9 protein-coding genes and 1 pseudogene are annotated in these 13,382 nt (G+C 63.8%); 4 read left to right on the top strand and 6 right to left on the bottom strand.

The features are described 5' to 3' along the window. Window positions 1-156 precede the first annotated feature (156 nt). From pta to JWV26_RS24630, 3 genes and pseudogenes are all read right to left on the bottom strand, one after another. Complete coding sequence (gene pta / locus JWV26_RS05265; protein ID WP_206418546.1) at window positions 157-2,250, bottom strand: phosphate acetyltransferase; 2,094 nt, start codon at window positions 2,248-2,250, stop codon at window positions 157-159. A 9-nt stretch (window positions 2,251-2,259) separates the two neighbouring features. After that, window positions 2,260-3,444, bottom strand: a complete 1,185-nt coding sequence (locus JWV26_RS05260; RefSeq protein ID WP_206418545.1) for an acetate kinase — start codon at window positions 3,442-3,444, stop codon at window positions 2,260-2,262. Continuing rightward, window positions 3,445-3,772: pseudogene (locus JWV26_RS24630) on the bottom strand (DUF3565 domain-containing protein). On the opposite strand from JWV26_RS24630, the gene JWV26_RS05250 reads away from it, so the two are divergent. From JWV26_RS05250 to clpB, 4 genes are all read left to right on the top strand, one after another. Continuing rightward, window positions 3,741-4,226 carry an FKBP-type peptidyl-prolyl cis-trans isomerase gene (locus JWV26_RS05250; RefSeq protein WP_074916345.1) on the top strand — a complete coding sequence of 162 codons (486 nt, stop codon included), beginning with the start codon at window positions 3,741-3,743 and terminating at the stop codon, window positions 4,224-4,226. The pseudogene JWV26_RS24630 and the gene JWV26_RS05250 overlap by 32 nt on opposite strands. A 185-nt stretch (window positions 4,227-4,411) precedes the next feature. Further along, window positions 4,412-4,897 carry a glutathione peroxidase gene (locus JWV26_RS05245; RefSeq protein ID WP_072424280.1) on the top strand — a complete coding sequence of 162 codons (486 nt, stop codon included), beginning with the start codon at window positions 4,412-4,414 and terminating at the stop codon, window positions 4,895-4,897. A gap of 132 nt (window positions 4,898-5,029) precedes the next feature. Then, window positions 5,030-5,767: a nitroreductase family protein gene (locus tag JWV26_RS05240; RefSeq protein WP_074916343.1), complete on the top strand. Its 738-nt coding sequence runs from the start codon at window positions 5,030-5,032 to the stop codon at window positions 5,765-5,767. A 129-nt stretch (window positions 5,768-5,896) separates the two neighbouring features. After that, the gene (clpB, locus tag JWV26_RS05235; protein ID WP_072424278.1) at window positions 5,897-8,461 is read left to right on the top strand and encodes an ATP-dependent chaperone ClpB; all 2,565 of its coding nucleotides are present in this window, start codon (window positions 5,897-5,899) and stop codon (window positions 8,459-8,461) included. Between the two features lie 250 nt (window positions 8,462-8,711). On the opposite strand, the gene dld is transcribed toward clpB, so the two are convergent. The 3 genes from dld to JWV26_RS05220 all read right to left on the bottom strand — a co-directional run bounded on the left by dld (window position 8,712) and on the right by JWV26_RS05220 (window position 13,345). Beyond that, window positions 8,712-10,424, bottom strand: a complete 1,713-nt coding sequence (gene dld, locus JWV26_RS05230; RefSeq protein WP_206418544.1) for a D-lactate dehydrogenase — start codon at window positions 10,422-10,424, stop codon at window positions 8,712-8,714. Between the two features lie 4 nt (window positions 10,425-10,428). After that, window positions 10,429-11,568, bottom strand: coding sequence for an FMN-dependent L-lactate dehydrogenase LldD (gene lldD, locus JWV26_RS05225; RefSeq protein ID WP_196459058.1), 1,140 nt, complete (start codon window positions 11,566-11,568; stop codon window positions 10,429-10,431). An 82-nt stretch (window positions 11,569-11,650) separates the two neighbouring features. After that, on the bottom strand, window positions 11,651-13,345 hold the full coding sequence (locus JWV26_RS05220; RefSeq protein WP_206418543.1) for an L-lactate permease: 1,695 nt from the start codon (window positions 13,343-13,345) through the stop codon (window positions 11,651-11,653). Window positions 13,346-13,382: the final 37 nt, after the last annotated feature.

Below are 13,382 nucleotides of genomic sequence, written 5' to 3'. Positions count from 1 at the left end.
GCGGCGTTCCGTGCAGCGAGCTGGTTCGGCGCCAAGGGTAACGGTTGTGCACTGACCTGCAAGTGCCAGTGTTGACCATCAGGTTTTGTCTGCTCGCTGCTGCGGCCCGCGCGCACCCAGCTTTACATGGCGCGCACGCTGTACCCTACGACCTCTCTAGCTCGGCAGATCGGCCGCCTGAATGGCCGTCAGTGCGATGGTGTAGACGATGTCGTCGACAAGCGCACCGCGCGACAGGTCGTTCACCGGCTTGCGCAGGCCCTGCAGCATAGGCCCGACACTGATGCAGTCGGCGCTGCGTTGTACTGCCTTGTAGGTGGTGTTGCCGGTGTTCAGATCAGGGAACACGAACACCGTGGCGCGACCGGCTACCGGGCTGTTCGGCGCCTTCTGCCGGCCGACGCTCTCGATGGCCGCAGCGTCGTACTGCAGCGGGCCGTCGAGCAGCAGGTCCGGGCGTTTCTCGCGAGCCAGGCGGGTCGCGGCCCGTACCTTTTCCACCTCCTCGCCGCTGCCGGAATCACCAGTGGAGTAGCTGAGCATGGCCACCCGCGGCGGAATGCCGAAGGCCTGCGCCGAGGCGGCGCTCTGCAGGGCGATCTCCGCCAGCTGTTCGGCGTTGGGATCAGGGTTCACCGCGCAGTCGCCGTAGACCAGCACCTGGTCGGGCAGCAGCATGAAGAACACCGAGGACACCAGGTTGTAACCCGGTGCGGTCTTGATCAGCTGCAGCGCCGGGCGAATGGTGTTGGCGGTGGTGTGAATGGCGCCAGACACCAGGCCGTCCACTTCGTCCAGTGCCAGCATCATGGTGCCGAGCACCACGGTGTCCTCCAGCTGCGCCTCGGCCATCGGCGCGTTGAGACCCTTGCCCTTGCGCAGCTCGACCATCGGCTCGATGTAGCGACCGCGAATCAGGTCCGGGTCGAGAATTTCCAGGCCTTCCGGTAGCTCGATACCCTGGGCTCGGGCGACAGCCTGCACCTCCTCCGGCTTGGCCAGCAGCACGCAGCGGGCGATGCCGCGCGCCTGGCAGATGGCGGCTGCCTGAACGGTGCGTGGCTCGCTGCCCTCGGGCAGGACGATGCGCTTGGCGGCGGCCTTGGCGCGTTGCACCAGCTGGTAGCGGAAGGCCGGGGGCGACAGGCGCAGCTCGCGTGGTGTGCCGCAGCGCGCGCTCAACCAGTCATGATCGATATGCCCGGCAACGAAGTCGGAGACCTTCTCCGCGCGCTCGCGGTCATCCAGGGGGATTTCCTTGTTCAGACGGTTGAGGTTGGTGGCGGTATCGTAGGAGCCGGTGCTCACGGTCATCACCGGCAGGCCGCTGGCCAGGGCACCCTGGCACAGCTCCATGATGCGTGGGTCGGGGGCGAAATCGCTGCACAGCAGCAGCCCGGCCAGCGGCACACCGTTCATCGCCGCCAGGCTGGCGGAGAGAATGATGTCGTCACGATCACCCGGCGTTACCACCAGAGTGCCCGGCTTGAGCAGTTGTACGCTGTTGGCCACGGCGCGGGCGCAGAGCACGATCTTGAGCATGCGTCGCTGCTCGTAATCGCCTGCGTTGAGGATGCGCGCGCCGAGCAGCTCGGCGATGTCCTTGGTGCGTGGCGCGTTCAGTTCGTCCTGCCAGGGAATGCAGCCGAGCAGTCGGAAGTCCTGGCTCTTGAGCAGTGGTGAGAGTTCCAGCAGGCGCTCGGCAAAGGCCGTGATGCCATCTTCGCTGCGCACCTTGTTGAGGATCACGCCGAGCACCTTCGGGTCCTTCGGCCCGCCGAACAGCTGCGCCTGGATTTCGATGCGGTCGGACAGTTCGGTGAGGTTCTCGTCTTCCGGGGCGCTGACTAGGATCACGTCGGCATCCAGGCTCTTGGCCAGGTGGAAATTGACCCGTGCGGCGTAGCTGGCGTGGCGCGTCGGTACCATGCCTTCGACGACGACCACGTCCTTGCCGACTGCCGCCTGCTGGTAGAGGCTGATGATCTCTTCCAGCAGTTCATCCAGTTGGCCGTCGCCGAGCATGCGCTCGACATGGCTGAGCGGCAGCGGCTTAGGGGAGTTCAGGCCGTGGGTGCGGGCGATCAGCTCGCTGGAACGCTCCGGGCCGAGGTCGCCGGCATGTGGCTGGGCGATGGGCTTGAAGAAACCGACCTTGAGGCCGCTGCGCTCCAGCGCGCCGACCAGGCCGAGGCTGATGGAGGTGAGGCCGACACCGAAACCGGTGGGAGCGATGAAGAAGGTATGCATTAAAAAGCCTCAGTCGAGCAGGGCAAGGGTATCGAGGGCGATCTGCCGCTCTTCATTGGTGGGTACCACCAGCACGCGCGGGTGACCGTCGGCGTGAATGGCACCGGCGACGCCGCGCACGCAGCGGGCGTTGGCCTGGGCATCCAGCTGCAGCCCGAGCAGGCTGAGATGGTTCACGGTCTTGCTGCGGATCAGTGTTGAGTTCTCGCCGATACCGCCGGTGAAGATCAGGCCATCTAGACGGCGCAGCGCGCAACTCATCGCCGCCAGCGATTTGGCCAGGCGATAGCAGAACACCTCGATGGCCAGGGTGGCGCCGGCATGGCCCTGTTCGCGGGCCTGCTCCAGCGTGCGCATGTCGTTGGACAGGCCGGACAGGCCGAGCAGGCCGCTGTCCTTGTTAAGCATGCTGTCGATCCGCTCCAGGCTCCAGCCCAGGGTGCGTGCCAGGTGGCCGTGCAGGTTAGGGTCGACATCGCCGCTGCGTGTGCCCATCACCAGGCCCTCCAGCGGCGTCAGGCCCATGCTGGTGTCGCGGCTGTGGCCATTTTCCACGGCGCAGGTGGAGCTGCCATTGCCAAGGTGCGCGACCAGCCAGCTGCTGGCGTCGTACGCCAGGTCGCTCATCTGCGCGGCCTGGCGGCTGACATAGTGGTGACTGGTGCCGTGGAAGCCATAGCGGCGCACGCCGTGTTCGACGTAGAGCGCCTGCGGTACGGCGTAGCGGTAGGCGTGCTCGGGCAGGCTTTGATGAAAGGCGGTATCGAATACCGCCACCTGGACCAGGTCCGGGAACAGCTTCATCGCCGCCTCGATACCCTGCAGATTGGCCGGGTTATGCAGCGGTGCCAGCGGTGCGACCTGGCGGATCGCTTGCAGGCTGGTGGCGTCCACACGAGAGGCCCCGGAGAAGTGCTCGCCGCCATGCACCACGCGGTGGCCGATGCCGTGCAGCTCGCCGGCTGCGGCCTGCTGTACCACAGGTAGAAGATGAGACAGGGCCAGGCGGTGGTCAGCGCCCGGCAGTACCAGGCTGTCCTTTTGTTCACCTTGTTGCCAGTGCAGCACCGCCTCGGGGCTGCCAAGACGCTCGGCCAGGCCGCTGAGCATGAAGGTTTCCTGCGCTTCGTTGATCAGGGCGAACTTGATCGACGAGCTGCCGCAGTTGATCACCAGAATGTTGCGTGCAGACATTTAGACTTCCTTGGATTCATCGTGCGACCGATCCATGGCACACCAACCACAGGGGAAGAGGCTTCCCAGCCTGACTTGGCGCTGCTCTGGATCGAGTACCCAGGGCCGATTCTGCCAGGGTGGTCGGTGGCGTACATGTTGAGTATGGCCACAAGACAAGACTGCCACCCAGTCGCCGTCATCGTCCTGACGAAAATCAACGATGCGCACGGCCCGTTTGTCCGGGCTCGGGTCGCAATCCAGGCTGGCGTTGGTTAAACTTGCCCGTTCATTTATCTTTCGCAAAAGGTCTCCCCATGCTGATCGCCGCCAACAAGGCCGTCTCCATCGACTATACCCTGACCAACGATGCCGGTGAGGTGATCGACAGCTCCGCTGGCGGCGCGCCGCTGGTGTATCTGCATGGTGCCGGTAACATCATCGCCGGCCTCGAGAAGGCCCTGGTTGGCAAGCAGATTGGCGATGAGCTGGACGTTTCCGTCGAGCCGGAAGAAGCCTACGGCGAATACAGCGCCGAGCTGGTCGCGACTCTGAGCCGCGCCATGTTCGAAGGCGTCGACACCCTGGAAGTGGGCATGCAGTTCCACGCTTCGGGCCCGGACGGCAGCATGCAGATCGTTACCATCCGCGATATCGACGGCGACGACGTGACCGTCGACGGCAATCACCCGCTGGCCGGTCAGCGCCTGAACTTCAAGGTCAAGGTCGTAGGCGTGCGTGACGCCAGCGAAGAAGAAGTGGCTCATGGTCATATCCATGGCGAAGGTGGTCACCACCACTGACAGGCTGAGTTGCCCGTCAGGCGACTTGCGGTCGTTCTCACAGGTTAAACCGCTGCTAAGCTCAAGCTTGCGATAAAGGCGCCTTAGGGCGCCTTTTTTATGCATGGCGGCTTGCCCAAACGCAGCTGCCTCTAGGATTACAGGGCCTTGCGCCCGCTGCACTGAATTCGCTGAGGAAGTTCGTCATGAGTGCCTTTCACGATCTCAATCTACGCGCGCTGGATGGCCAGGAACTGCCGCTGGCGCCCTACAAGGGCCAGGTGGTGCTGGTGGTAAACGTCGCCTCCAAGTGCGGCCTGACGCCTCAGTACGCGGGGCTGGAAAAGCTCTATCAGCAGTACAAGGGCAATGGCTTTACCGTGCTCGGCGTGCCCTGCAACCAGTTTGCCGGTCAGGAGCCGGGCAGCGAGGACGAGATCCGCTCGTTCTGCAGCCTCAATTATGGTGTGAGCTTCCCGCTGGGCAGCAAGCTGGAGGTCAATGGCCCAGGTCGCCACCCGCTGTATCGCCTGCTGGCGGGCGAGGGCGCTGAGTTTCCAGGTGACATCACCTGGAATTTCGAGAAGTTTCTGGTCGGCCAGGATGGCCGTGTGCTGGCGCGATTCTCGCCGCGCACCACGCCGGACGATCCTGCACTGATCCAGGCCATCGAGAAAGCGCTCGGTCTCTAGGTCTTGGCTCCTGCGTCCTCGATCAGAGGCGCAGGTGAGGCTGATCAGCCAAATCCACGGCCATTTCCTCCCATCCTCTTGTTCGCAAAGTCGCCCGGCTGCTTAATCGGGCGACTGCCGAGGAGTGCGCCTATGACTAGCTTTCTCAACGAGCAAACACCCGCCATGGCTTCGCCGGCCGAACTGCGCGCGTTGATCGAAAGTCGCCGCGCGGTACGCCGCTTCACCCCCGAACCGGTGCCGGACGCGGTAATTCGCGATTGCCTGGAGTTGGCCGTGCTGGCGCCAAATTCCTGCAACCTGCAGCCCTGGAGTTTTCAGGTGATTCGCGATCCGGCGCTGCTGGCGCAGCTGCACCCGGTATGCATGAGCCAGAACGCCGCCCGTGCACCTTTGATCATCGCCGTGCTGGCGCGCCCGGACACCTGGCGTCAGGCCTGCCGCAATGTCATCGATTACTGGCCGGAGGCCGAGGTGCCGGCGCGCATCCGTAGCTTCTACAGCAAGACCGCGCCCTTCCAGTACAACCAGGGGCCGCTGGGCTTGCTGGGTTTGTTCAAGCGTCAGCTGGTGCGACTGATGGGGGTGCGCAAACCCTTGATGCGCAAGCCCAACAGCAAGGCCGACATGCGACTGTGGGCGGTCAAGTCGACGGCGCTGGCGGCGGAGAACCTGATACTGGCCTTCCAGAGCCATGGCTATGCCACCTGTCCGATGGAGGGGTTCGACGAGCCGCGCCTGCGTCGTGTGCTGGATATCCCGCGTCAGGCCATCCCCATCATGCTGCTGGCCGTCGGGCGCCAGGGTGAGAAGGGCATCTACAACCCGCGCCTGCGCTTTCCGCTGGAGCAGCAGGTCACCTGGCGGTAACCAGGTTTGACTTGGATCAAATCGCCTTGTCTTGAATACGGCGTAATCGTCCTTATCTAGTCTGCATCTCAGCGAGTTTCTTTTTTCGGGGATGTTGTCCCGGCTCGCCACTCTGGAGGAAGGACATATATGCGTATCGATCGTTTGACCAGCAAGCTGCAACTTGCACTCTCCGATGCCCAATCCCTGGCGGTGGGCATGGACCACGCCGCCATCGAGCCGCTGCACCTGATGCAGGCGCTGCTCGAGCAACAGGGCGGCTCGATCAAGCCGCTGCTGATGCAGGTTGGCTTCGACATCAACAGTCTGCGGCAGGCCCTGACCCGCGAGCTGGATCAGCTCGGCAAGCTGCAGAACCCCACCGGCGACATCAACCTGTCGCAGGATCTGGCGCGTCTGCTCAACCAGGCCGACCGCCTGTCACAGCAACGCGGCGACCAGTTCATTTCCAGCGAGCTGGTGCTGCTCGCGGCGATGGACGAGAACACCAAGCTGGGCAAGCTGCTGCTCGGCCAGGGCGTGTCGAAGAAGGCCCTGGAAAATGCCATCGCCAACCTGCGCGGCGGTCAGGCGGTCAACGACCCCAACGTCGAAGAGTCGCGCCAGGCGCTGGACAAGTACACCGTCGACCTGACCAAGCGTGCCGAAGAGGGCAAGCTCGACCCTGTGATTGGCCGTGACGACGAGATCCGCCGCACCATCCAGGTGTTGCAGCGCCGCACCAAGAACAACCCGGTGCTGATCGGCGAACCCGGTGTGGGCAAGACGGCCATCGCCGAAGGCCTGGCCCAGCGCATCATCAACGGCGAAGTGCCCGATGGCCTGAAAGATAAGCGCCTGCTGTCGCTGGACATGGGCTCGCTGATCGCCGGCGCCAAGTTCCGCGGCGAGTTCGAGGAGCGCCTGAAGGCGGTGCTCAACGAACTCTCCAAGCAGGAAGGGCGCATCATCCTGTTCATCGACGAGCTGCACACCATGGTTGGTGCCGGCAAGGCCGAAGGCGCCATGGATGCCGGCAACATGCTCAAGCCGGCCCTGGCCCGTGGCGAGCTGCACTGCGTCGGCGCCACCACGCTGGACGAGTACCGCCAGTTCATCGAGAAGGACGCTGCGCTGGAACGCCGCTTCCAGAAGGTGCTAGTGGACGAGCCGAGCGAGGAGGACACTATCGCCATCCTGCGTGGCCTGAAGGAACGCTATGAGGTGCACCACGGTGTGACCATCACCGACGGCGCGATTATCGCAGCGGCCAAGCTCAGCCATCGCTACATCACCGACCGACAATTGCCGGACAAGGCCATCGACCTGATCGACGAGGCCGCCAGCCGCATTCGTATGGAAATCGATTCCAAGCCGGAGGAGCTCGATCGCCTGGAGCGTCGCCTGATCCAGCTGAAGATCGAGCGCGAAGCGTTGAAGAAGGAAGACGACGACGCGGCCCTCAAGCGTCTGGAAAAGCTCAAGGAAGATATCGCCCGCCTGGAGAAGGAATACGCCGACCTGGAGGAAATCTGGAAGTCGGAGAAAGCCGAGGTGCAAGGTTCGGCGCAAATTCAGCAGCGCATCGAGCAGGCCAAGACCGAGCTCGAGGCCGCACGGCGCAAAGGTGACCTCAACCGCATGGCCGAACTGCAGTACGGCATCATTCCGGATCTGGAGCGTAGCCTGCAGATGGTCGACCAGCACGGCAAGGCTGAGAACCAGCTGCTGCGCAACAAGGTCACCGACGAGGAAATCGCCGAGGTCGTGTCCAAGTGGACCGGCATCCCGGTAAGCAAGATGCTCGAAGGCGAGCGCGAGAAACTGCTGAAGATGGAAGGTCTGCTGCACCAGCGTGTGATCGGCCAGGACGAAGCAGTGGTGGCCGTGGCCAACGCCGTGCGCCGCTCCCGTGCAGGATTGGCTGATCCGAACCGGCCAAGCGGCTCGTTCCTCTTCCTCGGCCCGACCGGGGTGGGCAAGACCGAGCTGTGCAAGGCGCTGGCGGAATTCCTCTTCGACACCGAGGAGGCGCTGGTGCGCATCGACATGTCCGAGTTCATGGAGAAGCACAGCGTCGCTCGCCTGATCGGTGCGCCGCCTGGCTATGTCGGCTACGAAGAGGGCGGTTACTTGACCGAGGCGGTGCGTCGTAAGCCTTATTCGGTGGTGCTGATGGACGAGGTGGAGAAGGCCCACCCGGATGTGTTCAACGTGCTGTTGCAGGTGCTCGAGGACGGCCGTCTGACCGACAGCCATGGCCGCACTGTGGACTTCAAGAACACGGTGATCGTGATGACCTCCAACCTTGGCTCGGCGCAGATTCAGGAACTGGTCGGCGACAGGGAAGCGCAGCGCGCGGCAGTGATGGATGCGGTGAGCAGTCACTTCCGTCCCGAGTTCATCAACCGTATCGACGAGGTGGTGGTGTTCGAGCCGCTGGGCCGCGAGCAGATCGCCGGTATCGCCGAGATCCAGTTGCAGCGCCTGCGTGGCCGCCTGGCCGAGCGTGAGCTGAGCCTGGAGCTGACGCCGGAGGCGCTCGACAAGCTGATCGCCGTCGGTTACGACCCAGTGTACGGCGCGCGCCCGCTCAAGCGAGCGATCCAGCGCTGGATCGAGAACCCGCTGGCGCAGCAGATACTCGCCGGCGATTTCGCCCCGGGTGCGGTGGTGCATGCCAAGGTGGACGGCGAGGAGATCGTCTTCGCCTGATCGGTTGCTGCGTCAACACAAAGGCCCGCCAAATTGGTGGGCCTTTGTTTTTGTAGCCGTAGGGAAAAGGGGAAACCCGTAGGGCGTACTCGGCTTTGGCTTCTTGCGTCGCTCTACCTCCTGCATCCATGCAGTCGTCGCGAAGCAGTACGCCGGTCGTTGTGCTGCCAGGCCTGGCATGGCCCGGCGGGCTACTCGCTACGCTCGTGAGGCCGCCCTACACCTAATCCATAGGAGCGGCTTCATCCTCTTAGCAGCAATTGCCCCAATGCTTCTTCTTCGAGGTATGGCCGATGCCGGGGTTGAAGGTATTGGTCGGGTCGAGTTCGCGGTAGAACCCCGCCAACGCCGGCTTGGCCACATAGAGATGGCCAACGTTGTGCTCGGCCGGGTACTCGGCGCGGCGTTCGTCCAGCAGCTTCCACATGGCATGTTCCATGGCGAGCGGGTCATTACCCTTCTTGACGATGTAGTCCTGATGGAACACGTGGCAGAAGAAGTGCCCGTAGTACAGCTTGTGGATGATCTGCTCTTCCATCTCCTGCGGCAGCGTTTCGACCCAGTCGCGGTCGTTGCGGCGCAGGGCGATGTCCAGGGCGAGGATGTCCTCGACGCTGCTGCGGTGCGACTCGCGGTAGCGGATCGCGGCACCGGCCACGGCGAAGCGATGCAGGAAGGCCTTGCGTCCCTCATCGGCATCGCATTCGAAATAGGCGCCGCTGTCACTACCGGTGAAGTATTCGGCGAGGAAAGCGCGGGTCTGTTCCAGCGTGTCGTTGGATACACGCACCAGCAGGTGATGCTCAAAACGGTCACGGTACTCGCGCATGCGTGGCGGCAGGTGGCTGGGCAGCAGGTTCATCAGGGCCTGGATCACCTTGTCGGTCACGCCACGCAGGCCGAAGCGTTCGAAGAAGCCGTCGACCCGGCTCTTCATGGCGAAGGCAACCGGCACCTTGGACGTACCGAATTTGTCGATCACCAGAAAGGTGTCCTTACCGTATTTCTCGCCGATGTCGAAGGCGGTGCGGTGGATATATTCCCCCGCAATCGGCAGGCGCGGCAACCTGGCCAGCAGGTGGCGGCGCACTTCGGTCAGATCGTGCGGGTCGTTGCTGCCGATATAGAACACCGTGCTCGGCTCTTTCGGGAAGGTGTCCAGGCGCACCGCGAACAGGCACAGTTTGCCGGCCGAACCGGAGGCTTCGAACAGGCGCGACGGGTCGGCATTGAAGCGTGCCGGGGTGTCGGCATCGACGTCGCGCACGTGCTCGCCGTAGCGCGCGTCGGAGGCCTTTGCCGTTTCTTCGTTGCGCACTTGCTGCGGTGTGTAGTCGCCGTTCTGCAGGCGGGTGAGGATTTCCTCCGGATCGTTGCCCAGCTCGATCCCCAGGTGGTTGACCAGTTCCAGCGAACCGTCATCTTTAACCTGTGCATACAGCGCCAGCTCGGTATAGGCCGGGCCACGGCGCACCAGGGCGCCGCCGGAGTTGTTGCAGATGCCGCCGAGTACCGAGGCGCCGATGCAGGACGAGCCGATCACCGAATGCGGCTCGCGGTTCAGCGGCGTCAGGGCCTGTTCCAGGCGATCCAGGGTGGCGCCGGGCAGGCACACCACCTGCTCGCCATCGTTGATCAGTTGTACGCCGGTGATGCGCAGGGTGCTGATCAGCACGATCTCGCGGTCGTAATCGGCACCGTCGGGGGTGGAGCCGCCGGTCAGGCCGGTGTTGGCCGCCTGCATGATGACGATGCGATCTGCCGCCACCGCCGCCTGCAGAATGCGCCACTGCTCCAGCAAGGAGCCTGGGCGCACCACCGCCAGGACGTTGCCCTCACCGGTGCGATGGCCCTTGCGGAAACGCCGTGTGGCTTGTTCGTCGGTCAGCACATGGCTGCTGCCGACGATCTGGCGCATCTGCGCCAGCAGGGCGTCACGGGTGATGGAGGCGGCAGCAGTCATGGGATCAACGCTCCTTTACCAGCAGATCCGGAGTGATTTCGGTGATGGACTTGGCGCCTGTCAGCACCATGGCCACGCGCATTTCCTTCTCGATCAGGTCGAGCAGATTGCTCACGCCAGCACCACCGGCTGCGGCCAGGGCATAGAGGAAGGCGCGGCCCAGTAGCACGGTGTCGGCGCCAAGGGCGAGCATGCGTACTACGTCGAGGCCGGTGCGGATGCCGGAGTCGGCGAGGATCTTCAGCTCGCCCTTGACCGCGTCGGCAATGGCCGGCAGCGCGCGGGCGCTGGACAGCACGCCGTCGAGCTGACGACCACCGTGGTTGGAGACGATGATGCCGTCGGCGCCGAAGGTCACCGCATCACGGGCGTCCTCCGGGTCGAGGATGCCCTTGATCACCATCGGGCCGTCCCAGAAGTCGCGGATCCATTCCAGATCCTTCCAGGAGATCGATGGGTCGAAGTTGGCGCCCAGCCAGCCGATATAGTCCGCCAGGCCGGTGGGGTTGCCGCGGTACGCTGAGATGTTACCCAGATCATGCGGCTTGCCCATCAGGCCGACGTCCCAGGCCCACTGCGGGTGAGTCATGGCCTGCAGCATGCGGCGCAGCGCCGCGTTCGGGCCGCTCATGCCGGAGTGGGCGTCACGGTAGCGTGCGCCGGGCACGGGCATGTCGACGGTGAACACCAGGGTCGAGCAGCCAGCGGCCTTGGCGCGCTCCAGTGCGTTCTTCATGAAACCGCGATCTTTCAGCACGTAGAGCTGAAACCACATCGGCCGGTCGATGGCTGGCGCCACTTCCTCGATCGGGCACACCGACACGGTGGACAGGGTGAAGGGAATGCCCTTGGCCGCTGCCGCCTTGGCTGCCTGCACCTCGCCGCGACGGGCGAACATGCCAGTCAGGCCGACCGGCGCCAGGCCGACCGGCATCGACATCTTCTCGCCGAACAGCTCGGTGGACAGGTCCAGTTCGGACATGTTCTTCAACACGCGCTGGCGTAGTTCGATGTCCGACAGATCAGCGACATTGCGGCGCAGGGTGTGCTCGGCGTAGGCACCGCCATCGGCGTAGTGGAACAGGAACGGCGGCAGCTTGCGTTGCGCGGCAGCGCGATAGTCGGTCGAGGCAGAAATGATCATGGGCTCATCCTGTTGCTGAAAAGGGGAAGCGTAGCCTTACGGCAAATGCCCCGACGATGTCGGGGCGGGCACTAACAGTCGATCAACGGGGCATCAGCGGATCACTGACACCCAGCACATAGATCGCGATCATCGCGATGATGCCGGTGAAAAGCAGGTAGTACAGCGTCGGCCAGATGGTCTTGCGCAGGGTACTGCCTTCGCGGCCTAGCAGGCCAACGGTAGCCGAAGCTGCGACCACGTTATGGATCGCCACCATGTTGCCGGCGGCTGCGCCCACGGCCTGTACCGCGACAATCAGCGCGCTGGAGATGCCCAGGCTGCTGGCCACGCCGAACTGGAACTGGCTGAACATCATGTTGCTGACGGTGTTGGAGCCGGCGATGAAGGCACCCAGAGCCCCGATGCTTGGGGCCAACAGCGGGTAGATGCCGCCAACACTGTCGGCCACCCAGCGCGCCATGAGGATCGGCATGCTGGCCAGCTCGGCGCCGTTGACCCCGGAGTTGATCAGAATGCGCACCATCGGCACGGTGAACAGCAACACGAAGCCGGCGCTGAGCAACACGCTGGACGACTCTTTCACAGCCTTGCCCAGGTCACGTACCTTCATGCCATGCAGGAAGAAGGTGGCCAGGACCACGGCAACCAGAATGCCGCCCGGCAGATACAGCGGCTGGAAGTTGGCGCTGACGCCCGCTTCGCCGAGCAGGTCGGGGAAATTCACCACCACCGCCTTCAGCGCGTTGCCCACTTCCGGGAATACGCGGCTGACCACCAGCAGCGCACCGACCAACACATAGGGCAGCCAGGCGCGCAGTGCGCTCATCGGTTTGGCGGTCAGTTCGTCCAGTTTCATCTCGACGGTGCCCAGCCACTCGCTCGGCCATTTGTCCGCCGGGGCGAAGTCCCAGGTCTTCTTCGGTACCAGGAAGCCAAAGCGTGCGGCACTGGTGACGATGGCCAGGCCGATCAGGCCGCCCAGCAGCGACGGGAATTCGGGGCCGAGGAAGACGCCGGTGAAAACGTACGGCACAACGAAGGCCAGACCGGCGAAAATCGCGAACGGCATGACCTCTAGGCCAGCTTTCCAGCTTTTCTCCTGACCGAAGAAGCGCGTCAGCATCATCGCCATGATGACCGGCATGACCACGCCAACGGTGGCATGGATGATCGCTACTTCACTGGTGATCAGTTGCAGGAACTGCGCCCAGGACGAGCCCTGTTCGACCAGCTGTGCACCGATGGTGGCCGTATCCAGGCCGGTATTGAGGCCGACGATGATTGGTGTACCGACGGCGCCGAAGGATACCGGCGTGCTTTGTACCAGCATGCCCATCAACACCGCGGCCATGGCCGGAAAACCGATGGCGACAAGCAGCGGAGCCGCGATGGCGGCCGGCGTACCGAAGCCCGATGCGCCCTCGATGAAGCAGCCGAACAACCAGGCGATGATGATCGCCTGGATGCGGCGGTCAGGGCTGATGGTGGTGAAGCCGGCACGAATGGCGGTGATGCCACCGGAGTGCTTGAGGGTGTTGAGCAGCAGGATGGCGCCGAAAATGATCCACAGCAGGCCGACGGTGATCAGCAAGCCTTGCAGGGTGGAGGCCAGGACGCGGTTGAAGGTCATGTCCCAGGCGAACAGGCCGACGGCGGCAGTTACCAGGTAAACCAGAGGCATGGCGTGTTTGGCCGGCCAGCGCAGACCGATCAGCAGAACGGCAGCAAGCAGAATCGGCGAGAACGCCAGCAGGGCGAGAATTCCGTTGGACATTGGGTCTTACTCCACACGAGCGCGCAACTGGCGCGGC

Source organism: Ectopseudomonas toyotomiensis, from assembly GCF_017167985.1.
GTDB lineage: Bacteria > Pseudomonadota > Gammaproteobacteria > Pseudomonadales > Pseudomonadaceae > Aquipseudomonas > Aquipseudomonas toyotomiensis.
Note: the sequence above shows the minus strand (reverse complement) of the source record. Positions and strands in the feature narration are given on the sequence as shown.

Excerpts from the sequence above, each read along its gene's own strand:
- JWV26_RS05245 (WP_072424280.1), top strand. The coding sequence starts at position 4,412 with ATGAGTGCCTTTCACGATCTCAATCTACGCGCGCTGGATGGCCAGGAA.
- pta (WP_206418546.1), bottom strand. The coding sequence starts at position 2,250 with ATGCATACCTTCTTCATCGCTCCCACCGGTTTCGGTGTCGGCCTCACC.
- dld (WP_206418544.1), bottom strand. The coding sequence starts at position 10,424 with ATGACTGCTGCCGCCTCCATCACCCGTGACGCCCTGCTGGCGCAGATG.
- JWV26_RS05260 (WP_206418545.1), bottom strand. The coding sequence starts at position 3,444 with ATGTCTGCACGCAACATTCTGGTGATCAACTGCGGCAGCTCGTCGATC.
- JWV26_RS05220 (WP_206418543.1), bottom strand. The coding sequence starts at position 13,345 with ATGTCCAACGGAATTCTCGCCCTGCTGGCGTTCTCGCCGATTCTGCTT.
- JWV26_RS05250 (WP_074916345.1), top strand. The coding sequence starts at position 3,741 with ATGCTGATCGCCGCCAACAAGGCCGTCTCCATCGACTATACCCTGACC.
- lldD (WP_196459058.1), bottom strand. The coding sequence starts at position 11,568 with ATGATCATTTCTGCCTCGACCGACTATCGCGCTGCCGCGCAACGCAAG.
- JWV26_RS05240 (WP_074916343.1), top strand. The coding sequence starts at position 5,030 with ATGACTAGCTTTCTCAACGAGCAAACACCCGCCATGGCTTCGCCGGCC.
- clpB (WP_072424278.1), top strand. The coding sequence starts at position 5,897 with ATGCGTATCGATCGTTTGACCAGCAAGCTGCAACTTGCACTCTCCGAT.